The organism is Glycomyces sp. NPDC048151, from assembly GCF_043202775.1.
In the GTDB taxonomy this organism is placed as follows: Bacteria; Actinomycetota; Actinomycetes; order Mycobacteriales; family Micromonosporaceae; genus Glycomyces.
Genome location: NZ_JBIDBB010000008.1, coordinates 197,769 through 224,207 on the forward strand (window position 1 = coordinate 197,769; position 26,439 = coordinate 224,207).

At 71.4% G+C, this 26,439-nt stretch carries 24 protein-coding genes and 1 pseudogene; 7 read left to right on the forward strand and 18 right to left on the reverse strand.

Features of this window, described 5'->3' with window-relative positions; all coding sequences use genetic code 11:
* Positions 1-20: 20 nt before the first annotated feature.
* The 8 genes from ACGGCP_RS20495 to ACGGCP_RS20530 all read right to left on the reverse strand — a co-directional run bounded on the left by ACGGCP_RS20495 (position 21) and on the right by ACGGCP_RS20530 (position 7,926).
* Positions 21-536, reverse strand: a complete 516-nt coding sequence (locus tag ACGGCP_RS20495) for an adenine phosphoribosyltransferase (RefSeq protein WP_392968388.1) — start codon at positions 534-536, stop codon at positions 21-23.
* Between the two features lie 143 nt (positions 537-679).
* Positions 680-1,066, reverse strand: a complete 387-nt coding sequence (locus ACGGCP_RS20500) for a DUF4234 domain-containing protein (protein WP_270109989.1) — start codon at positions 1,064-1,066, stop codon at positions 680-682.
* Between the two features lie 148 nt (positions 1,067-1,214).
* Positions 1,215-2,084 carry a carbohydrate ABC transporter permease gene (locus ACGGCP_RS20505; protein ID WP_392968390.1) on the reverse strand — a complete coding sequence of 290 codons (870 nt, stop codon included), beginning with the start codon at positions 2,082-2,084 and terminating at the stop codon, positions 1,215-1,217.
* A gap of 3 nt (positions 2,085-2,087) precedes the next feature.
* A complete protein-coding gene (locus ACGGCP_RS20510; RefSeq protein WP_392968392.1) occupies positions 2,088-3,056 on the reverse strand; it encodes a carbohydrate ABC transporter permease in 969 nt (322 codons plus the stop codon).
* A gap of 13 nt (positions 3,057-3,069) precedes the next feature.
* On the reverse strand, positions 3,070-4,368 hold the full coding sequence (locus tag ACGGCP_RS20515) for an ABC transporter substrate-binding protein (protein WP_392968394.1): 1,299 nt from the start codon (positions 4,366-4,368) through the stop codon (positions 3,070-3,072).
* Between the two features lie 283 nt (positions 4,369-4,651).
* Positions 4,652-5,857 carry an ROK family transcriptional regulator gene (locus ACGGCP_RS20520; RefSeq protein WP_392968396.1) on the reverse strand — a complete coding sequence of 402 codons (1,206 nt, stop codon included), beginning with the start codon at positions 5,855-5,857 and terminating at the stop codon, positions 4,652-4,654.
* 369 nt (positions 5,858-6,226) lie between these two features.
* Complete coding sequence (gene pfkB / locus ACGGCP_RS20525) at positions 6,227-7,171, reverse strand: 1-phosphofructokinase (protein ID WP_392968398.1); 945 nt, start codon at positions 7,169-7,171, stop codon at positions 6,227-6,229.
* Entirely contained in the window at positions 7,168-7,926 is a 759-nt protein-coding gene (locus tag ACGGCP_RS20530; RefSeq protein WP_392968400.1) for a DeoR/GlpR family DNA-binding transcription regulator, read from the reverse strand. The genes pfkB and ACGGCP_RS20530 overlap by 4 nt, the downstream gene beginning before the upstream one ends.
* Before the next feature lie 198 nt (positions 7,927-8,124).
* Between ACGGCP_RS20530 and ACGGCP_RS20535 the strand changes: the two genes are divergently transcribed.
* Both ACGGCP_RS20535 and ACGGCP_RS20540 read left to right on the forward strand, forming a co-directional pair.
* Positions 8,125-8,631, forward strand: coding sequence for an O-acetyl-ADP-ribose deacetylase (locus ACGGCP_RS20535; protein WP_392968402.1), 507 nt, complete (start codon positions 8,125-8,127; stop codon positions 8,629-8,631).
* Between the two features lie 56 nt (positions 8,632-8,687).
* A complete protein-coding gene (locus ACGGCP_RS20540) occupies positions 8,688-9,563 on the forward strand; it encodes a hypothetical protein (protein WP_392968404.1) in 876 nt (291 codons plus the stop codon).
* Positions 9,564-9,575: 12 nt separating this feature from the next.
* On the opposite strand, the pseudogene ACGGCP_RS20545 reads toward ACGGCP_RS20540, so the two are convergent.
* The 7 genes and pseudogenes from ACGGCP_RS20545 to ACGGCP_RS20575 form a co-directional block, all read right to left on the reverse strand.
* Positions 9,576-10,127: pseudogene (locus ACGGCP_RS20545) on the reverse strand (exonuclease domain-containing protein); the annotation flags it as partial.
* Positions 10,128-10,226: 99 nt separating this feature from the next.
* A complete protein-coding gene (locus ACGGCP_RS20550; RefSeq protein WP_392968405.1) occupies positions 10,227-10,613 on the reverse strand; it encodes a hypothetical protein in 387 nt (128 codons plus the stop codon).
* A 288-nt stretch (positions 10,614-10,901) separates the two neighbouring features.
* Positions 10,902-11,534, reverse strand: a complete 633-nt coding sequence (locus ACGGCP_RS20555; protein ID WP_392968407.1) for a class I SAM-dependent methyltransferase — start codon at positions 11,532-11,534, stop codon at positions 10,902-10,904.
* Positions 11,535-11,578: 44 nt separating this feature from the next.
* Positions 11,579-12,217, reverse strand: coding sequence for a class I SAM-dependent methyltransferase (locus ACGGCP_RS20560; RefSeq protein WP_392968409.1), 639 nt, complete (start codon positions 12,215-12,217; stop codon positions 11,579-11,581).
* A 92-nt stretch (positions 12,218-12,309) separates the two neighbouring features.
* A complete protein-coding gene (locus tag ACGGCP_RS20565; protein ID WP_392968411.1) occupies positions 12,310-12,498 on the reverse strand; it encodes a hypothetical protein in 189 nt (62 codons plus the stop codon).
* Between the two features lie 62 nt (positions 12,499-12,560).
* Positions 12,561-14,462: a hypothetical protein gene (locus ACGGCP_RS20570; protein ID WP_392968413.1), complete on the reverse strand. Its 1,902-nt coding sequence runs from the start codon at positions 14,460-14,462 to the stop codon at positions 12,561-12,563.
* A gap of 168 nt (positions 14,463-14,630) precedes the next feature.
* On the reverse strand, positions 14,631-15,599 hold the full coding sequence (locus ACGGCP_RS20575) for a sulfite exporter TauE/SafE family protein (RefSeq protein WP_392968415.1): 969 nt from the start codon (positions 15,597-15,599) through the stop codon (positions 14,631-14,633).
* 235 nt (positions 15,600-15,834) lie between these two features.
* On the opposite strand from ACGGCP_RS20575, the gene ACGGCP_RS20580 reads away from it, so the two are divergent.
* From ACGGCP_RS20580 to ACGGCP_RS20590, 3 genes are all read left to right on the forward strand, one after another.
* Positions 15,835-16,329 (forward strand): DUF1269 domain-containing protein, encoded by a 495-nt coding sequence (locus ACGGCP_RS20580; RefSeq protein ID WP_392968417.1) that lies wholly within the window; start codon positions 15,835-15,837, stop codon positions 16,327-16,329.
* A gap of 114 nt (positions 16,330-16,443) precedes the next feature.
* Positions 16,444-17,613, forward strand: coding sequence for a PP2C family protein-serine/threonine phosphatase (locus ACGGCP_RS20585; RefSeq protein ID WP_392968419.1), 1,170 nt, complete (start codon positions 16,444-16,446; stop codon positions 17,611-17,613).
* Positions 17,614-17,664: 51 nt separating this feature from the next.
* The gene (locus ACGGCP_RS20590; RefSeq protein ID WP_392968421.1) at positions 17,665-18,600 is read left to right on the forward strand and encodes a DUF4232 domain-containing protein; all 936 of its coding nucleotides are present in this window, start codon (positions 17,665-17,667) and stop codon (positions 18,598-18,600) included.
* Between the two features lie 92 nt (positions 18,601-18,692).
* On the opposite strand, the gene ACGGCP_RS20595 is transcribed toward ACGGCP_RS20590, so the two are convergent.
* Complete coding sequence (locus tag ACGGCP_RS20595; protein WP_392968423.1) at positions 18,693-19,433, reverse strand: hypothetical protein; 741 nt, start codon at positions 19,431-19,433, stop codon at positions 18,693-18,695.
* A gap of 211 nt (positions 19,434-19,644) precedes the next feature.
* Positions 19,645-21,231 carry a cation:proton antiporter gene (locus ACGGCP_RS20600; protein WP_392968425.1) on the reverse strand — a complete coding sequence of 529 codons (1,587 nt, stop codon included), beginning with the start codon at positions 21,229-21,231 and terminating at the stop codon, positions 19,645-19,647.
* 110 nt (positions 21,232-21,341) lie between these two features.
* On the opposite strand from ACGGCP_RS20600, the gene ACGGCP_RS20605 reads away from it, so the two are divergent.
* Positions 21,342-23,390: a DHA2 family efflux MFS transporter permease subunit gene (locus ACGGCP_RS20605; RefSeq protein ID WP_392968427.1), complete on the forward strand. Its 2,049-nt coding sequence runs from the start codon at positions 21,342-21,344 to the stop codon at positions 23,388-23,390.
* A gap of 327 nt (positions 23,391-23,717) precedes the next feature.
* On the opposite strand, the gene ACGGCP_RS20610 is transcribed toward ACGGCP_RS20605, so the two are convergent.
* Positions 23,718-25,241, reverse strand: a complete 1,524-nt coding sequence (locus tag ACGGCP_RS20610; RefSeq protein WP_392968429.1) for an aldehyde dehydrogenase (NADP(+)) — start codon at positions 25,239-25,241, stop codon at positions 23,718-23,720.
* Positions 25,242-25,539: 298 nt separating this feature from the next.
* Between ACGGCP_RS20610 and ACGGCP_RS20615 the strand changes: the two genes are divergently transcribed.
* Positions 25,540-26,436 carry a dihydrodipicolinate synthase family protein gene (locus ACGGCP_RS20615; protein ID WP_392968431.1) on the forward strand — a complete coding sequence of 299 codons (897 nt, stop codon included), beginning with the start codon at positions 25,540-25,542 and terminating at the stop codon, positions 26,434-26,436.
* The last annotated feature ends 3 nt before the right edge of the window (positions 26,437-26,439 follow it).

Sequence of the window (26,439 nt, forward strand, 5' to 3'; positions counted from 1 at the left end):
CTCGGGTTCGGTCGGCGGGGTCAGAGCTTGCCGAGGAGCGAGATCACCGGGTAGCCCTCAAGGCGGTCGCGTCCGGAGAGGGAGGCGATCTCGAGGAGGGCGGCGCAGGCCGCGACGGAGCCGCCGAGGCCTTCGACGAGGCGCACTCCGGCGGCCATGGACTCGCCGGTGGCGATGACGTCGTCGACGAGGAGGACGCGGTCGCCTTCGCGGACGGCGTCGGCGTGCATCTCGACGCGGACTTCGGCGTACTCGCCGCGGTAGGTCTCGACGGCGGCGGCGCGCGGGAGCTTGCCGGCCTTGCGGATCGGGACGAGCGGGGTGCCGGTGCGGTCGGCGAGCGGGGCGGCCCACAGGAACCCGCGGGCGTCGAACGCGGCGATCGTGTCGTACGGGTGGGCCGCGCAGGCCTCCAGGAGCCGGTCGACCGAGACGCGGAAGGCGTCCGGTGCGGCGAGGAGCGGCGTGATGTCGCGGAAGCCGACCCCCGGTTCGGGGAAGTCGGGGACGACGGGCACGTATTCGGTCAGATCCACAGCGGCAAGGTTAGCCGGTCGCGGGCCGTCCGGGTGCCGCCGCGGCGGGGCAGTGGCATATCACGCGTCACGCACCACGAAGCCCCCGGCCGCATGCGGCCGGGGGCTTCGCCTCCGCGTCGTGGAACGTCGGGGAGGGCGTCTTAGGCGGGGACGCCCTGGCGGGCCTTGACAGCGTTCACCACGAGGTTCTGCTGGGCCTGGATGTAGCAGAGGTTGGTGCCGGCGACGAAGCACAGCAGGGTGGCCACGCCGGTGTTGAAGGTCGGGGCGAGACCGGCGGCCTGCTGCTCGGCCTTGATCGAGGCGCACAGCTTGAACCAGTTGATGATCGGCACGATGTACAGCGTGATGAAGCCGAACAGCATCCACACCACGAGGCTGGACCCGCTGACGTTACCCGGGTTGTTCGGGTTGACGGCCTTGATCTGGGTGGCGGTCTTGGCGTACCAGAACAGGCCGTAGATGCCGAAGCTGACGAGGGTGAGGATCCACACGCCGAACGGGGACCGAATCTTCAGTTCTTCCACTGGGGATGACTCCTTGTACAAAGGGGACGGGCGCGGTCGAAGCGCACGACTGCGGGCGGGACCCGTAGCCGGTTGGGCTCGCTGACCGAAGTGCAGCTCACATTAGCAGTCATGATCGTCGCGTTAGGAACGAGGGCGACGCTTGCCGTCAGCCTTTCAGCCCGGTTTGCGCCACGCCCTGCACCAGGAACCGCTGTAGGAACAGGAAGACGAACAAAAGGGGCAGCATCGCCACGAGCGCGGCCAGGAACAGCTGCGAGAGGCTCACCGTCTGCGCGGTCAGGAAGGTCGACAGCGCCACCTGCACCGTCCACGACTCCGGGGACCGCCCGATCACCAACGGCCACAGGAACGAGTTCCAGGACCCCACGAAGGTGATGACGGCGATCGCGGCCAGGAAGTTCCCGGAGTTGGGGATCACGATGCGCCAGAACGAACCCCAGTACCCCAGACCGTCGACCCGCGCCGCCTCCTCCAGCTCCCGCGGGAAGCTGAGGAAGTACTGGCGGCACAGGAACGTCACGAACCCGTTGAAGAGCGTCGGGATGATCAGGCCCCGCAGGTCCGAGATCCAGCCGAGGCTGGAGACCATGACGAAGCTCGGCACGAACGTGATCGCGCCGGGGATCATCAGCGTCGCCAGGACCAGGTAGAACACCTTGTTCGCGTGGCGGTACGGGATGCGGGCGAGCCCGTACCCGGCGGTGGCGCAGAGGAACAGCGTCCCGAGTGTCGTCAGGGTCGCCACCAGCGCCGAGTTGAGCAGCGCGCGGGCCATCGGCACCGACGGGTCGGAGAACAGCTTCTCGATGTTCTCCCACGCCGGCGCGACCGGGAACCACATCCAGCCGGGCGCGGTGATCTCGGCGTCCGTCGAGAGGGCGTTGCGCAGGATCAGGTAGAACGGGATGAGGAACAGCACGGCTAGGACGCTGAGCGCGAGGAAGTTGACCGCGCCCCCGCCCCTGGATCCGAGTCCCCGCCTGCGCCCGACCGGTCGCTTGGTCTCAATGGTCATGGCTCACCGATCTTCCGAGTTGCCGAAGCCGAGGAACTTGCCCTGCAGGAGGGTCACGAGCGCGATCAGGAGCGCCAGGATGAGCGCGCCCGCCGAGCCGGTGCCCAGCTCCTGCTGCATGCCCAGCGAGGTCTGGTACAGGTACACCAGCGGCGGCCGCGCCGACGGCATCGTCCCGACCAGGAGCAGGAACTCGTCGAACGCCTGGTAGGCGGCGATGAGGATGAGCATGAGGACGGCGACGGACGTGGCGCGCAGCTGCGGCAGCGTGATGTGCCAGAACGTCTGCGGCCCGGGCTTCGCGCCGTCCACATAGGCGGCCTCGTAGAGGTGCTGCGGGATCTGCTGGAGCGCGGCGATGAACAGGATCATGTAGAAGCCGACCTGGATCCACAGCCGCAGCGAGACGATGACGAGCCAGAACCACGGCGGGTCGGGCCGGAAGAGCCAGGCGATCTCGTCGATCCCGAACAGGTCGAGGACGGTGTTGGCCAGGCCGAACCGCACGCCGTTGAAGATCGACATCTTCCACACCAGCGCCGCGACCACATAGGAGCAGGCGAACGGCAGGAAGAACACCGAGCGGAAGAACGCGCGCATGACGCGCACCCGGTTGAGCATGAGCGCCAGGCCGAGCGAGCACGCGAACGTGACCGGCACGATGAACGCCGCGAACACCGTGAAGGTGACGAGGCTGTCCTGGAAGGCCGGGTCGGTGAGCATGGCGGTGTAGTTGCCGAACCCGACGAAGTCGTCGGCCGTGGGGCTGACGGTGTTCGTCGCGTCGAAGAACGACAGGTACGCGCTCCAGGCGACCGGGATGATCGTGAAGACCATGAGGCCGACGAGGAAGGGCCCGACGAAGCCCCAGAAGGTGAGGGAGGTCCGCCAGCGTCCGCCTCGGCGGACCCGGGGAGCGCGCTCCCCGGGTCCCGCCTTCGCGTCCGCGGCGGTCGCTGCGGAGACTGCCACGTTGCTGGCCCTTCTAGCCGAAGATCGAGTCGAGCTCGTCCTGGATGGCGGCGGCGGCGGTCTCGAACTCGGCGTCGGGGTCGGCGCCTTCGAGGACGATGTGGTTCATCATGTCGTCGACCGCGGTCTCCATCTTGGGCGTCCAGTTCGGGTTCTCGGCCCAGCCGTATTCCTCGGAGATCCGCACGGCCTCGGCCGCGGGCCCGGAGCTGAGCTGCTCGGCGCTGCCGCGCATCGACAGGCGCGGCGGGATGTGGAAGCCGTAGGAGAGGTTCCAGTCGAGGATGAACTCCTCGTTGTCGACCCACAGCCACTTGACGAAGGCCTTCGCCTCGTCGACGTTCGCGGACTTGGCGTTGACGAAGGTGTCCCAGCCGCCGTTGAAGACCGTGGGGGTGCCGCCGCCGAACGCGGGGAAGGGGATCACGTTGATGTCGTCGCCGTGCGCCTCGATGATCTGGGGCAGCGCCCACAGGCCGCACCACTGGATCGCGCACAGGTTCTGGATGATCGAGGACGGGTCCCACGCCTCGGTCGGCGCGCCGACCAGCAGCGACGACGACTCGTGGAGCGCCTTGACCTGCGCGGCGCCCGCGAGGACGGTCTCCTTGGTGAAGCCGATCTCGTTGGCGTCGGTCAGCAGGGTCTCCCCCGCCGAGAAGACGATGGGCTGGAACAGCTTCGTCGCCGAGTCGTCGTTGCCGAGGAACAGGCCCTTGACGTCGCCGGTGGTGAGTTCGGCGGCGGCGGCGACGAGCTCTTCGAACGTGGCCGGGGGCGTGATGCCCTTGGCCTCCAGGAGGGACGGGCGGTAGTACAGGAACTGCGGGTCGTCGATCATGCGGACGCCGTAGACCTTGCCGTCGATCGTGTTGCGCGCCAGGTCGTCCGGGGTGTAGTCGTCGAGGACGTCGGCGAGGATGTCGTCGAGCGGCACGATCTGCCCGCTCTCGACCATGGCCCGGTTGAGGTGGCCCTCGAACACGTCCGGGTAGTCGCCTTCCTTCTCGGCCAGGAGGCCGGAGGAGAGCGCGGTGTCGTAGTCGCCGGGGATCCAGTTGATGGTGACGGTGGCGTCCTTGTACGCGGCGGCGTACTTCTCGGCGGCCTGCTGGGTGCCGGCCTCGCCGTACTGGTGGTACCACTGCGAGAGGTTGACGCCCTCGCTGGAGCCGCGGCCGGTGTTGCCGCCGCAGGCGGCGAGCGCGCCGGTCCCGGCGGCCAGGCCGCCGAGGGCGAGCATGCGGCGGCGGTTCATCGCCAGCTTGGCGAGCGTTTGCTGGGAAGGGTCGTTGCGCTTGAAGGCAACCATGACTAGCTCCTCGCTACGTTGAGAGGTCGGAAGGGCTCCCGTGCGCGGGTCTGGTCGACGCCGCAGCGGAGTTTCGACATCCGTCGATCGCCTCCCAGTGTTACGAGCGCCACTCACTTTGTCAATGGGTTGGAGTAAGGGCTCGGATAACGATTTGCGCTCGATAGCGGTGGGAGCGATCACCACTGGTGGGGCAGGAGTTTCCGCAGCGCACAGCACGAACGGCCCCGTGCCGAACCGGTCGGCAGGGGCTCGCGGCGGGACTGCGGGAAGTGCGGCCGGGTCAGCGGCGGGTGCGCGACCCGACCGTGTTCAGGCGGTTCAGGTGCCCTTCGAGGGCCAGCGCGGCCGCGCCGAGGGCGACCATGTTGCGGTCCTGGCTGTTGCGTTTGAGGCGGGCGGCCTTGAGGGGGGCCTCCATGGCGTGGTCGGCGAGGCGGCGTTCGAACTCGGGGACGAGGGCGTCGCCGAGGACGCTGGTGACCCAGCCGTCGAAGACCACGAGGTCGGGGTTGAAGAGGTTGAGGAGGTTCGCGACGCCCGCGGCGAGGTATTCGGCGACGGTCTCGACGGTGCGCACGGCGGTCGGCTCGCCCGCTTCCCAGGCGGCGGCGAGGGCGGCCATGGCCTCGGTCTGGGAGCCGGTGCTGGCGCGGCCGTCGAGCTGGCCCCAGTGCCAGAGGATGGCGGGGGCGCCGACGTAGGCCTCGATGCATCCTTTTGCGCCGCAGCGGCATTGGGGTCCAGCGGGGTTGATGGTGGTGTGGCCCCACTCCCCCGCGGAGTTGGTGGCGCCGCGGTAGAGCTGGCCGCCGAAGGCCAGGCCCGCACCGACGCCGGTGCCGAGGATGAGGACGGCGAGGCGGTCGACGCCGCGGCCGTCGCCGAACCAGAGTTCGCCGACGGTGATGGTCTTGAGGGGGTTGTCGAGGTAGATGGGGACGTCGAGCTGGAGGCGGTCGGCGAGGAGCTGGCGGAAGGGGACGTCGTGCCAGTTCCAGTTGGGGGCGAAGCCGGAGACGCCCCAGGTGACGTCGACCTGGCCGGGGAGGCTGACGCCGAGGCCGAGGATGGCGCGGTCGCCGAGGCGTTCGCGGATCTGGTCCATGGCGGAGACGATGTGGCCGATGACCTGCTCGGGGGCGTTCTCGCTGGGTTCCATGCGCTCTTCGACGCGGTCGACGACGGCGAGGGTGAGGTCGTAGACCTCGAGGTAGACGTAGGTCTCGGCGACGTCGACGCCGATCATGACGCCGCCGCCGGCGTTGGGCGCGAGCAGGGCGCGGGGCCTGCCGCCGCCGGAGTCCTCGCGGCCCACTTCGACGACGACGCCGAGTTCGATGAGGTCGGTGACCAGGTTGGAGACGGTGGCGACGCTGAGGTCGGTCTCGCGGGCGAGGATCTGGCGGGAGGTGGGGGCGTCCGCGATCAGGTGCCGGAGCACTGCGAAGCAGTTGCGGAGGCGGATGTCGCGCGAGGTGGACTTCATGGATGCATGGTACGGCGCGAATGCCGCCTTTGTAAATGGGTTAGTTGAAGGGTCCGATATCAACCGAACCGGTGGAGGTGACGGCGGTGCGCCCGCGCGTTTCGCTCGCATTCCCCGCACCGGTAATACATCACATGCCACGGGTCGGTGCCACGCCGGGGCGGCGTCCGTCGAGGCCGGGCTCGGCGGTGCCATGTCACATGTCACGCGGCACCGGGAGCTCAGTAGGCGGCGACGGCCGGGCGGGCCTCGCCGGGCCGCACACCCCCACGGGCTTCTCTGCATCGCGGTGGCCTCGTGGCGGTCGGCCCCGGTGCGGTCGAGGTCGATCAGGTCGGCGGTGATGAGACCGGACATGGCTGGTGCTCCTCAGGTCAGTGCCCGGTCGGCGTCCGGGGTGGCGGTGATCGCGACGGCGCCGAGGTCGATGTCCTTCGGGCCGGGCATGACGCTGCCGGGCAGCGACACCGCGGCGGTGCCCCACGCGACGGCGGCGGCCAGCGCCTCGGGGCCGTGCCCGCCCGCGGCGAGGAAGCCCGCGAGGGCGGCGTCGCCCGCGCCGACGGTGCTGGCGACGGGCCCGGCGAGCGGCGCTTGGGCGTGCCAGACGCCTTCGGCGGCGACGAGGATGGCGCCGTCGGCGCCGAGGGAGGCGAGGACGGCTCCGGCTCCCGCTTCGCGGAGGGCCTGGGCGGCGTGGACGGCGTCGCCGATCGTCGCGATGCCGGTGCGGGTGGCTTCGGCGAGTTCGTCGGCGTTGGGTTTGACGAGATCGGGTCCGGCGGCGAGGCACGCTTCGAAAGCGGGGCCGGAGGTGTCGACGACGGTGTGCACCCCGGCGTCGCGGGCGCGGGCGACGAGGACGGCGTAGAAGTCGGGGCCGACGCCGGGCGGGAGGCTGCCGCATCCGGCGATCCAGGAGGCGGGCCGGTCGAGGGTGGGCGCGATGGCTGCGGTCAGGAGTTCTTCGACCTCTTCGGGGCGCAGGGTCGGCCCGGCCTCGTTGAGCTTGGTGACGGTGCCGTCGGTCTCGGCGACGGTGAGGTTGGAGCGGACGCCTTGGGAGACGGGCACTTCGAGGACTGGGACGCCGGCTTCGGCGAGGAGGTCGAGCAGTTCGTTCCCGGCGTGGCCGCCGGTGGTGACGACGGCGCGGGTGCGGTGGCCGTTGGCGACGAGCGCGCGGGAGACGTTGACGCCTTTGCCGCCGGGGTCGACGCGGGCGCCGGTGGCGCGCAGGACTTCGCCGCGGCGCAGGCGTTCGATGGCGATGGTCCGGTCGAGACTCGGGTTGGCGGTGACGGTGACGATCATGCGCGCACCACTTTCAGGTCGGCGGCTTCGAAGCCGGCGGTGAGGCCGTCGTCGAGTCCGGTGTCGGTGACGAGGACGTCGACCTGGTCGAGGGTGCCGAAGCGGGCGAGGCAGTCGTTCCCGGCCTTGGTGTGGTCGGTGACGACGACGGTCTTGCGGGCGGCACTGATCATGGCGCGCTTGACGGCGGCCTCGCCGGTGTCGGGTGTGGTGAGTCCGCGTTCGACGCTGATGCCGTTGGCGCCCATGAAGGCGACGTCGACGCAGGTCTCGGCGAGGGCGCGCAGGGCCCAGTCGTCGACGGCGGCCATGGTGCGGCCGCGGACCTTCCCGCCGACGATGAGGACGGTGAGGAGCGGTTTGGCGGCGAGGAGGGAGGCGATGAGGACGTCGTTGGTGACGACGGTGAGCTCGCGGGCCGGGAGGGCCTTGGCGATGCGGGCGGTGGTGGTGCCCGCGTCGAGGAGGATCGCGCCCTCCTCGGGGACCTCGGCGAGGGCGGCGGCCGCGATGCGTTCCTTCGCGGCGGTCTGGACGGTGTCGCGCGCGGCGACGGTGGGTTCGAAGCCCATGCGCTCCAGGGGGATCGCGCCGCCGTGGACTTTCTTGACGACGCCCTGGCGCTCCAGGGCGGTGAGGTCGCGCCGGATGGTCTCGGTGGTGACCTCGAGGTCAGCCGCCAGGGCCGCGACGTCCACGCGGCCTTCGGTGCGCGCGCGTTCGGCGATGCGCTGCTGGCGCTCCTCCGCGAACATGTGGTTTCACCCCCGTTTCATTTGGATTTCTTTGGTTATACATGGTTGTTTGTTGCATTGTCAACGTGTCGCGGGGGCGTGCGCGCATCACGAGTTCGTGACAAGCCGCTGACCGCGAACGTTACTGCCGCGCACGCCGCCGGGCGTCGAAACGGCGGGCCCCGCACCGCGCCCGGCCGCGCGTGCTTGCATGGGGGCATGGGCATCGAGATCCTCAAAGGCGACATCACGAAGCAGCACGTCGACGCCATCGTCAACGCCGCCAACTCCTCGCTCCTGGGCGGCGGGGGCGTCGACGGCGCGATCCACCGCGCGGGCGGACCGGCGATCCTCGCCGAGTGCCAGGACCTGCGCCGCTCCCACTACGGGAAGGGCCTCCCGACCGGGCAGGCCGTCGCCACCACCGCCGGGCGGCTCGACGCGCACTGGGTCATCCACACCGTCGGTCCCGTCTACTCCCCCGGCGAGGACCGCGGCGAACTCCTCGCCTCCTGCTATCGCGAGTCCCTCGCCGTCGCCGACAGCCTCGGCGCCGACTCGATCGCGTTTCCGGCGGTCTCCGCCGGGGTATACGGCTGGCCTGCCGCATCGGCCGCCGCGATCGCCGTCGCCGCTGTGCGCGCGGCCGAGACGAACGTCGCCGACATCCGCTTCGTGCTGTTCAACGACGAGGTCTACACGGCCTTCGAGCGCGCACTGGGCTGAATGTCGGACCCGTCCGGTACGGTCGTGCACCACGCCGCTGCAACGAAAGGGCTCCGATGAAGACCCTCAGCAAGGACGCGTTCACCGCCGCGGAGCGGTACCTCGACCGCAACGCCCGCCTCATCGACCGAGCCCGCTTCGCCAACCGTTTCCACGGCGGCCCCGCCGGGCCGGTCCTGCACGCCGTGCGCGCGTACCAGAACCCCGACGGCGGCTTCGGCCACGCGATCGAGCCGGACCTGCGCGGCGCGGGCAGTCAGCCGCAGGGCGCCGAGGTCGCGCTGTGGGCGCTCGACGAGGTCGGTGCGTTCGACGAGGCGATCGTGCTCGCCGCCTGCGCCTGGCTCGAGGAGCACTCCACCGCGGACGGCGGCGTCCCATGGGTCCTGCCGAGCGTCCGCGACGACGAACGGGCACCCTGGTGGCAGCCGCAGGGCGACGAGCCCCCGGCGGCCCTCAACCCGACCGCGCCGATCTGCGGGCTCCTCCTCGACCACGGCGTCAAGCACCCGTGGGTCGAGACGGCCGCCGAGTTCTGCTGGCGGGCGATCGCCCGGCTCGACGAGGTCGGCGCCTACGACGCGATGTGCGTCATCCGCTTCCTCGAACGCGTCCCCGACGCCGAACGCGCCCGCGGCGAATTCGAGCGCCTCGGCCCCTCGTTGCGCGCCAGCGCGGCACTCGACCCCGACGAGCCCGGCCACACCCACTCCCCGCTCGACCTCGCGCCGACACCGGACTCGTGGGCCCGCGGCCTGTTCAGCGACGAGGAGATCGGCAGACACCTCGACCACCTCGTCGAAACCCAGGGCGCCGACGGCGGATGGGTCCCGAACTTCACGATGTGGACGCCCGCGGTCGCCCACGAATGGGGCGGCTACCTGACGCGGGCGACGCTCGCGACCCTCGATGCGTACGGCCGCATCGGCTAAGCGGGCGTCGGGCCAGTCGCCAGTCCCGGCCAGGTCGAGGACCAGCGCCGCGATGTTCCAGGCGTCGTCCGCGCCGCTGTGGTGGCGGCCCGTGAGCGGCAGGCCCGCGATGTCGAGCGCCGCCGCCATGCCGGGCCTGCGGCGCAGGCCGCGCGCCTCGGTGAAGCGGAGCTTCGCGTTGGTGTGGCGCGACCCGAACGGGTAGCGGGTGCCGGTCGCCCGGCACTGGCGGTCGAACTGGTTGCGGTCGTAGTCGCCCCAGCTCGCCCAGGGCCGCGAGTCCGACCGGTGCTCGGCGGTGAGGAGGCGGCAGGCCTCGGCGAACTCGACGCCGGTGTCGACCTCCTCCTGGGTGAGCCCGGTCAGCTCGGTGCAGAACTCGCTCACCCGGGACCGCCTGGGCCGCACGAGGATGCGGTGCTTCTCGAGGCATTCGCGCAGGTCGAGGTCGACGACGGTGAGGCCGATCTCGATGATCTCGCTGACCGCGCCCGGCGGCGGCTGGCCCTGCCAGCAGGTCGCTTCGACGTCGACCACGTTCAGCAGGTTGCGGGGTGAATCCATGCCGTGGAGGGTAGGCGTGCCCTGCAAGGGCCGCAAGCGGATTCGGCGGGCAGTGTTGTGCGACCCCGGCTGGCGCCGAAGTCGCGCGACCGGCAGGGGTCACAACAGCCGTTTGAAGACGTTGTGGTCGACGTCCTCGACGGTGATGCTGGTGAACTTGACGGTCATGGGCGGTGAGCAGTCCGGCTGGAACGTGGCCGTGAGCGTCAGGGAGAAGTCCGCGCGTCCGTTCTGGACGGGGAAGTCGCCCTCGGCGGTGAAGCTCGCCTTGTTCGCGGCCTTCGGGTGGTGGCCACCCGGGTTGATGCACTCGGCGGTCGCCGAGACCACGATGTGCACCTGCGTCTCGTTGCCGAGACCGGCCTCCTTGCCCTGGACGGTCAGGGTGTTGTCCGTGACCGTGTAGGAGACCTTGACGAAGTGTGGGCTGCCGGCCCACGCGGTTGACGTGCCGGCAAACATCAGTGCGAACACTGCGAATGCCACGAATATGATCTTTCGCATGATCTTGTCAATCATGAGCGGTATGCGGCGGTCGGGTGCGGCCTTGGGCCGCCGATGGGCAAGCGTGACGCCGCGATCGCGAGAAGCGGCCGCGCGCTGATGCGGCGCCGCAGGGTCGCCGGGCACCGCGCGGACACGGACCGAGTGGGCGGGACCTATCCGGCTCGTGCCGCCTGAAAGCAACCCTGAACAGGACACATCATACCACAACATGAAAATATATGACACTCTGTAAATAGTGCTTTCGGTCAGTCTTTTCATCCGAAAGTACTAGTCGGCCTTGGTTGCGGCGCCTATGAGGTGCGGACTCACCGAGAGCGGGAACGGCAGGTCCGGGAACCGGCCCTCGGCCAGGTCGGACGTGTCGAAACCGGCCCGGCGCATCGCCGCGCCCGTGTCGCGGCCGGTGTGGCAGCCGCCGAACGCGTGCGACCAGAACACCGCGTCGAACGCGCGCTCCCCTGAGCGGACCGCCCGGTTCGCCGAGGCCACGTGCTCCAGGCACACCAGCGCGCCGCCGGGTCTGAGCACCCGGTGGATCTCCGCCAGGGCCCGGTCCTGGTCCTCGACCGAGCACAGGACCAGCGTCGCCACGACCGCGTCGAACGAGCCGCTCTCCACCGGCAGCGCCTCCGCCTGGCCGTCGAGCACGACCGCGTTCCTGCCAGCGGCTTCAGCGCGGGCGAGGGCGCGCAGATGCGCCTCGGGTTCGACCGCGACCAGCTCGGTCACCGCGTCGGGGTAGTGCGGGAAGTTGACGCCGTGGCCGCAGCCGACCTCCAGGACGCGCCCGGAGAGCCCGGCCAGGAGGCGTGCGCGCCGCTCCCCCAGGCCGTGGTCCTCGAGGGCGGCGGCGAACCCGGGGTACCAGCGGGCGAACAGGCGGCGACGGCGGCGGGCCATGCGGGCCTCCCTCTGCGGGTGTTCCTGCCTCCGAGCGTAGGCGGCTACGCGGGCTTGCGGGCGGCGCCGACGATGTGCGGGCTCTTCGAGACCGGGAACGGCAGGAACGGGAACCGCTCCTCGCGCATCCCCTCGGTGTCGAATCCGGCGGCGCGGATCGCGCCGAGGGTGTCGCGGGAGAGGTGGCAGCCGCCGTTGAGGTGCGTCCACAGCACCGCGTCGAGGGCCTTCTCGGCCGCGTGGCGGGCGCGTCCGGCCGATCCCACATGCTCGAACCCGATGAGCTGCCCGCCGGGTTTGAGGACGCGGGCGATCTCGGCGAGCGCCGCGGCCTGGCTGTCGACCGAGCACAGCACGGCCGTCGCGACGACCGCGTCGAAGGAGTCCGACTCGACCGGGAGGGCCTCGGCGGTCCCCTCGATGATCGCCGCCTTCAGGCCGAGCTCGTCGGCGCGGGCGCGCGCGAGGTCGCGGAAGTGCTCCTCGGGTTCGACGGCGACCAGCTCGGTCACCGCGTCGGGGTAGTGCGGGAAGTTCGCGCCGAAGCCGCAGCCGAGTTCGAGGACGCGTCCCTCGAGCGGGGCGAGGAGGCGGGCCCGCTGCTCGGCGAGGCCGCGCGCCTCGAGGCGCGCGGCGGCGTCGGGGTACCAGCGGGCGAACAGGGGGCGCTTGCGGCGTGCCATGGGGTGTCCTCTCGTCCGGGAGCGCGAGGACGCTCCCCGGTTCCGAGACTAGTCACCGCGCGCCCGGCGGTGGGCCCCGCCGGCGGGCGCGCTCACTCCTCGTCGCGCGAGCCGCGGGCGAGGATCGCCACGCCGATCACGATGGCGCCCAGCAGGATCACCGCCACCAGCAGCGTGTCGACCGCGAACAGGGCGTTGAACATCTGGGCGATGAACGGTGCCAGGACCGCGAGCAGGGCCGCCAGGGCGATCCATCTCGCGTTGCGGCGCATGAAGTCCATCGAGGCTCCTCCCGGGGGTCGCCCCCGAGCCTACGGGAGGAGCCCGGCCCGACGCCCGCGCCTCAGTTCGTCCGCGTGTTGGGCAGGTGGTCGCCGAGGTAGCCGATCCAGACCTTCCCCGTGGGGCCGCCCGCGTCGTCGAGGAAGTGCATGCGCGGCGCCGGCGAGCCGACCTGCTGGAGCTTGATGTGCGAGGGCATGTAGACCCGGCCCGACGGATCGATCTCGGTCGGCACGCGGAAGACCCTGGCGCGGTGGTACTTCGGGTTGCCCGACACCGAGTCGGACTCCTTCATGGACACCATGGTCGGGGTGATGGTCGGCGCGCCGGGGAGCGGGCGGGCGCACCAGTCGTAGAAGCCGCCGGTGAAGCGGGCCTCGGCGCGGGCGGCCGCGTACGCGTCGAGGGCGCGCAGGGCGTCCCAGGTGCGGCCGGTCCAGCGGCGGCGCTGGCGCGGGTACATGACGTCGAGTTTGGACACCTCGGTGTCGAGGGCGTCGGGCAGGTCGAGGTGGCGCAGCTGCTTGCGGGCGCGCTGGACGACGTCCATGAGGCTCTCGGCCTCCCAGCAGGCGTCGTCGCCGTCGTCGGACTGGAGGCCGTAGACGGGGTCGGCGTGCTCGGCGAGGCGGCTCTCGAGCCAGCGGATCCGGTCCTGCGCCTTGCGCTCCTGCTCCTGGAGCTCGGTGAAGTCGAGCTCGAGCTGGTCGTACTGCCTGCGGAGGCGCTCGAGCTCCTGGCCGGGGCTGCGGGAGGCGAGGAGCCCGGTCGACTCGACCGCGCGGGTGAGGGCGTCGAGGTGGGCGGACATGGTCCTGATGAGCGCGGTGGTCTCGGAGTCGCCGCCGCGGGCCATGTCGACGAGGGCTTCCAGGACGCTGTCGTCGAGGCGGTCGGCGAGCTTCGCGGCGATGTCGTCGGCGAGACCGACGGCGACCGGTTCGGCTTGCGGCCCATCGGGTTCGGGGTCCTGGAGTGCCGGTTCGGGCTCAGGCGCGGCAAGTTCGGACGCGGGCGGGGCGGAATCGACCGCTGCCGCAGCCGGCTCGGCGGGCGGGGCGGGCCGGGGTATCCGGGGGCCGCGCGGGACTGCGATCGCGGCGGGGCTGGGCGGGGCGGCGTGCAGTTCGCCCGGCGGCAGCGCGCCGGACAGTATGCGGGCGACCCGGGGCTCGGTCTGGCGTATGTCCCTGGGCAGCTGCCGGTGCACCGAGAGGTCGACGACGCCTCTGACGACCACTTCGAGTGAGCGCACGCCCTGGTCGCGTATCGCGCCGCCGCCGCGCGGCTGGTGGCGCATCGCGTACGTCTCCTCCCCCGGGCGCACGCCCGGCAGGTAGGTGCGCAGGCCGCCGCCGAAGACGCTGAGGTCGCCGCCGAGCCAGGCGTTGAGGTCGTCCTGGGTCCGCGAGTCGTAGAGGCGGGCGACGACGGCGATGCCCGCGAGCGCCTCGGCGAGGTGGTCGGCGCAGGCGGCGACGAGGTTCGGGTCGCCGCGGTCGACGGTGAGGACGATGACGGGCACCCCCCGGTCGGCGCGGGCGAGCCAGCCGGTGAGCTCCTTGACCTCCTCGGGTCCGATGAGGAGCGGCCCGGCCTCGACCGGGACCGCCCCGTCGGTGGCGCGGCCGGTCGCCAGGAACGCGGGCATGAACCCGGGCGCGGTCACCTCGGCCTCGTCGAGGTCGCCTTCGACGGTGACGCGGACCCAGCCGGGCGCGCTGCCGCGGCCCGACGCCCAGGTGGCGGTGGTGCGCAGCCGCCCGTCCCCGGTGGGGCCGTCATGGGTGTAGCGGCCGCAGAGCTCGTTGTCGGCGAAGGCGGTCCGCGTGCGGCCCTTGGCGTGTTCGAGGGCCGGTGCGCCGTCGTCCTCGACCCCCGCCCAGGCGGCGAAGCACCGCCGCAGCCGCGGCCCGAGCCGGGGCCCGCCGTCCCGGAGCAAAGCTTGGTAGAACTGCGTCACGGCGCCTCCAACGGTCCAGGTCACGGCCACGTTGAGGCAACATGCTACGCGAAGTTCACTTTCACGTCGTCATCCAAATCCAATAGGGACAGTTGCCTCCGGGAGGCGGGAACGGCTCCGGCCCGCACCGGGTTCGGTGCGGGCCGGAGCGGCGTTCTCGGGGACGGGTCAGGCGGTCCCTGCGGCAGGCTCGTCGACGCGGGCGGGCGTCCCGGCGGTCTCCCCGTCGGCGGCGGGGTTGTTGGCCTTGTCGAGGACGGGCCCGCCGACGTCGCGTTCGGCGAGGTGGCGGCGCACCGAGTAGACGACCGCCGCGACCCAGACGACCGCGATGAGGGCGTAGACGGCGAACCGGACCGCGTCGGGGGCGGCGATCCAGTCGCTGCGCAGCAGGGTGCGGCTGTTGGTCAGGACGATGACGCCGCCGACGGCCGAGCCGAGCACGCGCGGCGGGATGTGGCGGACCAGCCAGGCCGCGATCGGCGCGGCGATGAGGCCGCCGAGCAGCAGCACGCCGACCCACGCGAAGTCGATGCCCTGGCTGCCGAGCGCGAAAAGGAAGCCGAGTGAGGCGGCCACCGCGACCAGGAACTCGGAGGTGTCGATGGAGCCGATGACCTTGCGCGGCTCGATGCGGCCGCTCGCGAGCAGCGCGGGAGTGCCGACCGGGCCCCAGCCGCCGCCGCCGGTGGCGTCGAGGAAGCCGCCGACGAGGCCGAGCGGGGTCAGGAAGCGCTTGCGCAGGGGCTTGCCGAGGTTCTTGCGGTCGAGGCCGCGGAGGGTGAAGCGGATGAGGACGTAGAGGCCGAGCGAGAGCAGGATGATCGACATGACCGGGGCGGCGACCTCGGTGGAGAGGTTCGCCAGGACGGTGGCCCCCGCGAAGGCGCCGATGGCGCCGGGGATGCCGATCTTGAGGACGACCTTCCAGTCGACGTTGCCGAACCGCCAGTGCGAGGCGCCGGACGCGAGCGTGGTGCCGATCTCGGCGAGGTGGACGGTGGCCGAGGCGGCGGCGGGGTTGGCGCCGATGGCGAGCAGCAGCGTCGTGGAGGTGACGCCGTAGGCCATGCCGAGGCTGCCGTCGACGAGCTGAGCGGCGAGGCCTACGAGGCCGAGAAGGACGAGGGTGCGCACGAGCGAGCCTTCCGAGTGATGTCCGGGCAAGTATCTCTACTAACTCTATGGGAAATATAGATAGTTGGAAGGCCGAGCGTCAACCGGCGTTCCCGCCAGGCGGGAACGCGCAGGCGGAAGCGATCCCGGGTTCGGTGCGAACGAGGGTTTCACGGGCGTTTTCCGGCGCAGAGTCACAAAGGCGGACACAATCGGGCGAGACGCCGCCGCAGGCGGCCTGCAGAGAGGAAGACGCATGAGCCAACTCATCGCCGTGGCCTATCCGGACGTCCCCACCGCGCAGACGGTCCTCGCGAAACTCGCCGACATGCAGAAGCGCGAGCTCATCAAGCTCGACGACGCGGTCGTGGTCGAGCGGCGCGACGACGGCAAGGTCAAACTCCACCAGTCGACCTCCCTGGTCGGCGTCAGCGCGACCGGCGGCGCGCTCTGGGGCGGCCTCATCGGCCTGCTGTTCTTCGCGCCGCTCCTCGGCATGGCCGTCGGCGCGGCCGCGGGGGCCGCGGGCGGGGCCATGACCGACATCGGCGTCGACGACTCCTTCATGAAGGACCTCGGCAAGGAGCTCAGCCCCGGCACCGCCGCGCTCGTGCTCCTCGTCCGCTCCGCGACCTACGACAAGGTCCTCGAAGAGCTCGGCGGCCAGTACAACGGCAAGCTCCTGTCGACGAACCTCTCCGCGGAGGAAGAGGAGCGCCTGCGCGAGCACATCGACGCCGCCACGTCCTGACGGCGAGCGGAAGCGGACGGGAGCGGCCCCCGTCCGCTTCCGCCGTTTCCAGGGCCGGCCACTGTTTTCGCTGTTCAGGACGCAGATTCGCGTTCGCCCGCATACGCTCTCCCCGTGAAGCGGAGCAGCGAGGGCCCGGAGATGCAGAGCTACTTCCGGTCCTATGTGCTGCCTTCCAACCCCTGGAACCGCGTCGCCGCCGGGCAGCCCGGATCGGTCCTCATCCTGCGGCTCATGCCGTTCCTCCTCATCGCCGCCACCCTGCCGATCGCGTTCTTCGACGACACCGCCGCCGAATACGCCGACTTCGTCGTCGTCCTCCTTCCCGCCTTCACCGCCCTGGTCAACGGGCCGCTCGTCACGGCGGCCTCGACGCTCTTCGTCGTCGGCATCATCAGCGCCGGGCAGGACGCCCTCGGCATCTTCAAGTACCCGGCGTCGTCCTGGGAGGACCTGCCCCCGGTCGCCATCATCGGCCTGCTCTGCATCGCGCTGTCGTGGGTCAGGAACCGCATGGTCGTGCGGCTGCTGGAGATGACGCTCGTGGCCGAGGCCGTCCAGACCGCGATCCTGCCCGAACTGCCCTCGCACGTCGGCGGCGCGCGCGTCGCCGTCGCCTACCGCACCCACGAGGGCAGTCCCGGCCTCGTCGGCGGCGACTTCTACGAAGTGCAGGAGACCGACCTCGGCATCCGCGCGGTCGTCGGCGACGTCCAGGGCCACGGCCTCACCACCGTCCACCTCACCGAAGCGCTCCTCGGAACCTTCCGGGAGCGCTCGCTCGACGACCCCGACCTGCACACCCTCGCCGCGCGCATGGAGCGGCGCGTCCGCATCCACAACCGCGCCCGGGACGAGTGGCAGCAGTCCTTCGCCACCGCCGCGCTCGTCGAGATCACGCCCCGGTTCGACACGATCCGCGTCGTCCTGTGCGGGCACCCCGCCCCGCTCCTGGTGCGCGGATCGGCCCAGCCGCTGTCCGCGCGGCCCATGCCGCCGCTCGGCCTGGCCGACTTCGGGCTCCAGCGCACGGAGATCCGCGAGGCCACGCTCATGCCCGGCGACCTCGTCGTCATCTTCTCCGACGGGTTCATCGACGGCCGCAACGCCGCCGGGGAGACGTTCCCGGTGATCGAGCGCATCAACGCGCACGTCGCCTCCGGCATCCGCGACCCCGACCGCCTGCACCGCAAGCTCAAGGCCGACTTCCAGGGCGGCGGGTACGAGCGCACCGACGACCTCACCGTCCTCATCATCCAGACGCCCGGTGCAACCTCGCGTTAGGGCCTCCGCGTTAGGCAGGGTGGAACCCCCGCTACGACCGAAGGACACCGCATGCCACGCACCTCCCGCCCGCTCGCGCTCATCGCCGCCGTCCTCGCGCTGGCGGCCTCGGGATGCGGGTTCGGCGGCGGTGACGACGAGGCCGGGGCGGCGACCTCGACCGCGTGCGACGAGCACGGCATCCAGATGTCGCTCACGCCCACCGGCGAGGTCAGGGACCGCACGTTCATGGCGATCGGCCTGGTCAACTGCGGTGAGGCGCCGCTGCTGCTCGACAGCATGCCGCAGGTCGGCGTCTTCGGCGGGGACGTCGTCGCGTCCCGCGACATGAACGCCCCCGAGTCGGTCACCGTGGACCCGGGGCAGGCCGCGTTCGCGCCGCTCTCGTGGACGCCCGCCGACGGCGGCGACGTGCTCGAAGTCGACCGCTTCCTCGTCAACGCGCTCCCGGTGTACGCCGGGTACGAGCTCCAGCTTGCCGATCCGGTCGAGCTCGACGCCGACCACGAGCTCGACCTCGGCGCCTGGCAGCTCGTCGGCGTGCCCGCCGCGCAGCCCGCCGAGCCGGCGGAACCGGCCACCACGCTGCCCGAGGAGCCCGCCTGCCCTGAGGGCTTCCATGTCACCGTGACCCAGGGCAGCGCGGCGATGGGCGTCCGGTCCAGCGGGATCGAGCTCGTCAACTGCGGCACGGAGGACATCGCGATCAACGGGTACCCGGTGGTCGAGGTCCCCGGCGTCGACGTGGCCGTCAGGCAAGGTTCCGACACGCTCCAGGACCCCGGCCCGACGGCGATCACGCTCGCGCCCGGGGAGTCGGTGAGCGCGGGCATGGTGTGGACCAACAGGGTCGAGGCCGGCGACGTCGTGAACGCGACCGAGATCAGCGTCGGCTACGCGGAGGGCTCGCCGCTGGAGACCGTCACGCCGGAGGCGCCCATCGACCTCGGCACGACCCGGGAGATCGAGGTCACCGCCTGGCAGTGATCCGAAGGGCCGCAACGCCGACCGCCTGCGGCAGTTGGAAGCGAGACGGCGGCGGCGCTGGTGCGCCGCCGCCGTTTTCCGTGCCGCTCGGTCTATTCCTCGTGGTGCGGCTCGAAGTAGGTGCGGGACGGGGCCACGAGCGGCGTCCCGATCGGCAGGTCCACGGTGAGGGCCTCGCCGTTCGAGAACACGAACGTGAGCTCGACCGTGGAACCCATCTTCAGGTCCTCCTTCAGCCCGTCCAGGAGCAGGAAGGAGCCGGTAGTCGGCGCCAGGCGCACATAGGAGTCGGGAGCGAGCTCGATCGCGAAGTCCTGCTCCCCCACCAGTTCCGCCACGGGAGCCTCCGGGGTCGCGGACGCGGCGTCGCCGGTCGGCGAGGCTTCGTCGCCGGTGGGCGTCTCGGACGCGTCGGCCGAAGGCGACTCGGAACCGTCGGTCTCCGGCGACGGCGACTCGCTCTCGGCAGGGGTCGTCGCCTCGGATCCGGGCGTCTCCTCCTCGACGACGACGTCGGCCGCGAGCAGGACGGCCTCGGCGTCCGGGCTCGTCACCGCCTCGAGAACCACGGCCTCCTCGCCCTGGTTGTCCATCCAGATGCGCAGCGGGGCCTGCCCGCCCGCGAGGTAGAAGCCCCGCTCGCCGAAGTCCACCTGCATGTCGCGCAGCGCCACGGTCCCGGCGTCCGCGTCGACTCCGGAGATCGCCGGAGCCATCTCGCTGGTCTGCGCGCTCCGGTTCGCACCGCAGCCCGTGAGGGCCAGTCCCATAACCGTCAAGGCCGCGGCCCAGCGGACCCCGGCCGCCGCCGCGCTCGCTTCTCGTCTCTCCACAAGCGCCACCTTAAGCGCGCGAGGGCGTCCGGCCCGGCCGCGACATACCGGGCATCGCGCCCGCACTTCCCGGAAACCGCGGGTGCCGCGTGACATGTCACACGCCACATGGCACTCCCAGTGCATGAGCGACCCGCTCGGCGTCCTCGGGAGAACGGGTGGCACATGACGCGTCACATGCCACATGGCACCGCCGGAGCGCCCTGCCGCGTCAAGCGGACCGGTGGCGGCCCACCGCGCGGTGGTCGAGCGCGGCGAGGACCCGGTCGACGAGGACCGGGTCGTTCCCGGGCGACGAACGCAGCTGCAGGACCCGGGCCGTGGCGGCGGAGAGCATCTCGCTCTCGATGCGTTGGAAGGTGTCGAACCGCTCGGCGAGCTTCTCGGTGTCGGGGTCTTCGCGTTCCTCGACCATCGCGGTGATCTGCGCGGACCGGTGGTCGAACCGCCGCTCCATCGCCGCGGCCACGTCGTCGTCCACTGCGCCCTCGCGGCGCAGCTCCCGCAGCCGTTCGGTGGCGGCCCTGCCCGCCTCGCCCATGAGGAACCGCAGTGCGGCCGTCTCCTTCTCCGAGTCGGCGCGAACACCGAGGAACGCGATCAGGCCAGGCAGCGTGAGGCCCTGCGCGACCAGCGTCGCGAGCACCACCGCCACGGACAGGAACTGGATCTGCTCCCGGCCGGGGAACGGGGCGCCGTCCGCCGTCCGCTCCGGGATCGCCAGCGCGGTCACCACGGTGACGACGCCGCGCATGCCGGCCCAGGCGGTGACCACGGCCAGGCGCGGCTGGCTGCCGAGACTGGTCCAGCCGATGCCTCTGCGCCCCAGGAAGATCGCCATGGCGAGCCAGAGCGCGCGGACGGCGATCACGGCTCCCGCGACAGCGAGGGCCTTCCACAGGAGGTCGGTGACGCCGGAGCCGAGCGCCACGATGATGTCGACCAGTTCCATGCCGACCAAGCCGAAGGTGAGGGCGATGAGGCCGGTCTCGAGGACGTCCCAGACCGAGCCCTGGACGAGGCGGCCTTCGAAGTCGTCGGGGTCGTCGGAGCGGGCGACGAGGTAGAACGCGGCGCAGATGACGGCGAGGACGCCGGAGGCCTTGACGACGTCGGCGAGCAGGTAGGCGATGTAGGGGGCGGTGAGGCCGAGGGCGGTGCGCACGCGGCTGTCGGCGACGAGGGAGCCGAGCTTGACGAGGATCCAGCCGACGCCGAGGCCGATCGCGGCCGCACCGGCCGCGGAGTACAAGAAGAGGCCTGCCGTCCACAGTGCTGAGACCGAGCCGGTGACGACGCCGATGACGGCGACGTTGTAGAGGGTGAGGGCGGTGACGTCGTTGAAGAGGCCTTCGCCTTCGAGGATGGTGACGAGGCGGCGCGGGAGGCCGAGCCGGTCGGCGACGGCGGTGACGGCCGCGGCGTCGGGCGGGGCGCAGATCGCGCCGAGGACGATCGCGGCGCCGAGGGGCAGGACCGGGCTGATGGTGGCGGCCAGGGCCGCGACGGCGGCGGTGGTGACGAAGACGAGGAGGACCGCGAGGAAGAGGATGGGTCTCCAGTTCGCGGCGAAGTGCCGCCATGAGGACTTGCGGGCGGCGGCCCACAGGATAGGCGGGAGGAGGACCGGCAGCAGGTGTTCGGGGTCGAGGTCCAGTGCGGGTATGCCGGGGATGAGGCCGAGCGCGAGTCCGTAGAGGCAGATGAGGACCGGGGCGGGGATGCGCATCCATTCGGCGGCGGCCGTGAGGAGGAGGCCGCCGACGGCGAGCGCGAACAGGATCGCGACCAGTTCCATGCAGCCTCCGACGCGGGGGTCTCGAATGTTCGGGCACACCCTACGCCCGCCGGATCAGGATCGCCCGCAGTCGGCCATGACAGGGCCGTTTTGCCGCTATTGTGCCGCTTATGGCCACTGTCGACACTGCTGAACGAGCGGAAGCCGCCGAGCCGGCCCCGCCGGTGCTGAGCAAGTCCCGCCGCAATCTCGTGTTCGTCACGATCATGCTCGGCATGCTCATGGCGGCACTGGACCAGACGATCGTCTCCACGGCCCTGCCGACGATCGTGGCGGACCTCGGCAGTGCCGGGCACATGGCGTGGGTGGTGACGTCCTATCTGCTCGCCGAGGCGATCGCGTCGGCGGTCGTCGGCAAGTTCGGCGACATGTTCGGGCGCAAGGCGATCTTCCAGATCAGCGCGGTGGTGTTCGTCGGCGGTTCGGCGCTGGCGGGGTTCAGTGAGGACATGATCTTCCTGATCGTGTCGCGGGCGGTGCAGGGCCTGGGCGCGGGCGGCCTGATGGTGACGGCGATGGCGCTCATCGCCGATGTGATCCCGTTGCGCGAGCGCGGCAAGTACCAGGGTGCGATGGGCGCGGTGTTCGGTGTGACCACCGTGCTCGGGCCGACACTGGGCGGGCTGTTCACCGACCATCTGTCGTGGCGGTGGTGCTTCTACGTGAACGTGCCGATCGCGGTGGTCATGATCGCGATGGCGGCGGCGACGATCCCGCGCGTGCGCTCGGCCGTGAAGCCGGTGATCGACTACCTGGGGCTGATCCTCGTCGCGATCGGCACGACGCTCCTCATCCTCGCGCTGGAGTGGGGCGGCGACGAGTACGCGTGGGACTCGGCGGAGATCCTCGGCATGTTCGCGGGGTCGGCGGTCGCGATCGTCCTCTTCGTCGTCGTCGAACGCCGTGCGGCCGAGCCGATCCTGCCGATGTGGCTCTTCTCGAATCCGGTGTTCACGGTCTCCTCGATCCTGAGCTTCATCGTGGGCTTCGCGATGCTCGGCGCGATGACGTACCTGCCGACGTATCTGCAGTACGTGGACGGGACCTCGGCGACGGTGTCGGGGTACCGGACGCTGCCGATGGTCGCGGGCATGATGTTCACGTCGATCCTGTCGGGCTCGGTGGTGAGCAAGACCGGCCGGTACAAGATGTTCCCGATCCTCGGCACCGGTGTGATGGGCGTCGGGCTGTACCTCATGTCGACGATGGGCACGGACACGAACGTCTGGCAGGAGTCGCTGTACATGCTCGTGTTCGGCATCGGGCTCGGCCTGGCGATGCAGGTGCTGACGATCGCCGTGCAGAACACGGTGCCGTACGCGCAGATGGGCGCGGCGACCTCGGGCGTGACGTTCTTCCGCACGGTCGGCTCGACCTTCGGCACCGCGATCTTCGGGACCCTGTTCACCAACCACAGCACGCCGCTGCTGGCCGAGGCGTACGCCGAGTCGGGAGTGGACCCGGCGGTCGCGGCGAGCCCGGCGGCGCTCCACGAGCTGCCGGACGAGGTGATCGCGCCGATCGTGCAGGCCTATGCGGACTCGATCGACTTCGTGTTCTTCTGGACGGTGCCGGTGGCGGCGCTCGGCTTCGTCGTGGCGTGGTTCCTCGTCGAGCGGCCGCTGCACGACGCGACGCGCGGACGCGCCGCCGACATGGGCGAGGGGTTCGGCGCGCCGGACCCGGCGCCGTCGGAGGAGCGGCTGGCGCGGATGATCGCCGACGTCATGCAGCGCGAGCGCACGACCGTGTTCACCGAGGTGTACCAGGCGACCGACAGCCTGCTCGACCGCGCCGACGCGTGGGTGCTGCGCCAGGTCTACATGCTCGAGCGCGCCGGCGAGGACGCGAGCGTCCGCAAGATCGCCGCCGCGCACCGGGTTCCGCCGGAGGTGCTGACTCCGGTGTTCGGGCAGGCGGTCAGGACCGGGCTCATCGCCGTCGAGAAGGGACGGCTCAGCCTCACACCGCACGGCAGGGCCGAGTTCGAGCGCTTCATCGCCGTGTGGCGGCGCTGGCTCGACGCCCACCTCGACGACTGGGACCTCGCCGACCCCGAGGACCGCAAGGTCTTCGACCGCGCCGTCACCCGCATCGCCCGCGCGATCGCCGCAGAGGAGTCCCCGGACTGGGACCGCGAGGCGGCCGCCCGCCAGTGACCTCATGCGACCCAGGCCGCACGACCATCCGAATTGTCGTACCCTCGTGTCAGGGTTTTGATCGGGGGCCCGAAACACGGCCCTCAGCGGCTCGGCCCGCGCCCGAGCACCGATACGTGTGCGGCACTCGCGTTCCAGGGGAATGTCGGACCCGTGTGGGAGAGTCGTCTTATTTCACATGGTGGTCGGAGGTGGATGCGGGTGGGAAGGGGCATGCCCTATAGCCACTGCAAGCCGCCGCATCGCGGCCGACCGAACTCGCTCGGCTTGGCACCCGGCGAGGTCACCCCGTAAGCCGCTCCGTCGCGGCCGACCAACAGCGCACGCTCACGCCTCGGCAACCGGCTCCATGCGGCCGTCGACCCGCCGCTGGAGGCCGAGCGGGTTGTCGTCGTGGAGGGCTTCGGGCAGCAGCGATTCGGGTGTGGACTGGTAGGCGACCGGCCGCACGAACCGGGCGATCGCGCCCGTGCCCACCGAGGTGTGCCGGGCGTTCGTCGTCGCGGGCCACGGGCCGCCGTGGTGCTGCGCGTGGGTCACGGCCACGCCGGTGGGCCAGCCGTTGACGATGACGCGGCCGGATCGTTCGGCCAGCAGCGGCAGCGCCGTCTGCGCCACCGGGTCGGCGGAGGTCGCGAGCTGCACCGTCGCGGTGAGCCCGCCCGGCAGTTGCGGCAGGACCCGCTGCAGTTCAGCGGTGTCGGCGTAAGTGAGGACCAGCGCGGTCGGGCCGAAGCACTCGTGGAGCAGGGCGTCGTCGCCGTCGATCGCGGCCGCCGGGGCCGAGACCAGGCCCGGGGTCACCGCGAAGCCGTCGTCGACCGCGGACGGCTCGACCGCGAAGCGCGCCTGCGGGTGCGACGCGAGCCGTGCCGCCTCGGCTGCGTACGCGTCCCGGATGCGGCCGTTCAGCATCGGATGGACCTCCTTGGCGCGCACCGCTTCCGCCAGCGCGTCGTCGAGGCCGTGGCCTTCGGGCAGGAAGAGCAGTCCGGGCTTGGTGCAGAACTGGCCGGCGCCGAGCGTCATGGACGCGGCGAACTCCTCGACGAGGGCGGTTCCGCGTTGGGCGACGGCTTCGGGCGTGACCACGACCGGGTTGAGGCTGCCGAGTTCGCCGTAGAACGGGATCGGCTCGGGGCGGCCCGCGGCCTCGTCGGCGAGGGCACGGCCGCCCGCGATCGAGCCGGTGAAGGCCGCGGCCTTGATGTTCGGGTCGCGGATCAGATCGAGTCCGGCCTGGAAGCCGCTGACGACGGTGAAGACGCCCGGGTCGGCGCCGTGCTTGTCGAGCGCTTCGGCGATGACGGTGCCGAGGAGGATCGCGGTGGCGGGCTGGGAGGCGTGGGCCTTGGCGACGACGGGGCATCCGGCGGCGAGCGCGGCGGCGGTGTCGGTTCCGGCGACGCCGAAGGCGAGCGGGAAGTTGGAGGCGGCGTAGACGGCGACGGGGCCGAGCGGGATGTTCAAGCGGCGCAGGTCGGGCCGGGGCGGTGTCGCGCGCGGGGCGGCGTGGTCGATGACGACGTCGAGGACGGCGCCGGTCTCGGCGTGGGCGGCGTACTGCTCGAACTGGCCGGTGGTGCGGGCGAGTTCGCCGCGCAGGCGGGTCTCACCGAGGCCGGATTCGGCGTCGGCGAGGGCCACGATGTCGTCTTCATGGTCGTGCAGGGCGGCCGCGACGGCGCGCATGAGGTCGGCGCGCTCAGAGGGGCGCATCGCGGCGAGTCCGGGGGCGGCGGCGCGGGCGGCGGCCGCGGCCCGGGCGACCGCTTCTGGCGTGGTCGCGGCGATCGGGTCGCCGAATGCCGCTCCGGTGGTCGGGTCGACGCTGTGCAGGGTCTCGGCCATGGTGCGCTCCGTTCGGTCGTTGGTGCGGTGCGCCGCTGGGCGCGGTGTCCAGTATGGGAAGGTCCGCGGGCGGGGCGGCGTCGGCGTTCGGGGCATCGGGCCCCGGTGTGCGTGATGGTCCGCCGTTGTTCGCCACCCGTTGCCCGCGGGACCCTGGATCCGACTATAGTATGTGACATATTACTGATCCTGATCGGTGCGCGGCCAATGCCGCCGCGGGCCGTCCCCGGGGTCGCGGGCGGTCGCCGCCCGCGACCGCGGCAGTACCATGTCACACGTCATCGAGATTGGAAGCCCCATGTCGGCACTCGAATCGCGCCCCTGGCGCGGCGTCCTCGTCGCCACCGCCCTGCCGTTCAACGACGACCGCTCGGTCGACTTCGCGGCCTTCGACGAGCACTGCGCCTGGCTGGTGGCGAACGGCTGCGACGGCGTCACCCCCAACGGCTCCCTCGGGGAGTACCAGACCCTCAGCGACGACGAGCGCGCCGAGGTCGTCACGACCGCCGTCGCGGCGATCGGCGGCGAACGGGTCATGCCCGGCATCGCCGCGTACGGCGCGGCCGAGGCCCGCCGCTGGGCCGAGCAGGCGCGCGACGCCGGATGCGGCGCGGTCATGCTCCTGCCGCCCAACGCCTACCGGGCCGACGAGCGCTCCGTGATCGCGCACTACGAAGAGGTCGCCAAGGCCGGGGTGCCCGTCGTGGCCTACAACAACCCGATCGACACGAAGGTCGACCTCACCCCCGAGCTGCTGGCGAAACTCCACGCCGAAGGGCTCATCCAGGCCGTCAAGGAGTTCTCCGGCGACGTGCGGCGCGCCTACCGCATCGCAGAGCTCGCTCCGGACCTCGACCTCCTCGTGGGCGCCGACGACGTGCTCCTCGAGCTTGCCGTCGCGGGCGCCGTCGGCTGGGTCTCGGGCTACCCCAACGCCCTCCCGAAGTCGACCGTCGCGCTGTACAAGGCCGCCGTCGCGGGCGACCTGGCGACGGCCCTGCCGCTGTACAAGCAGCTGCACCCGCTCCTGCGCTGGGACTCCAAAGTGGAGTTCGTGCAGGCCATCAAGCTCTCGATGGACATCGTCGGCCGCAAGGGCGGCCCGTGCCGCCTCCCCCGCGTGCCGCTCCTGCCCGAGCAGGCCGCCGAAGTCCGCACCGCCACCGAGCAGGCCCTCGCGGCCGGGCTCGCATAGAAG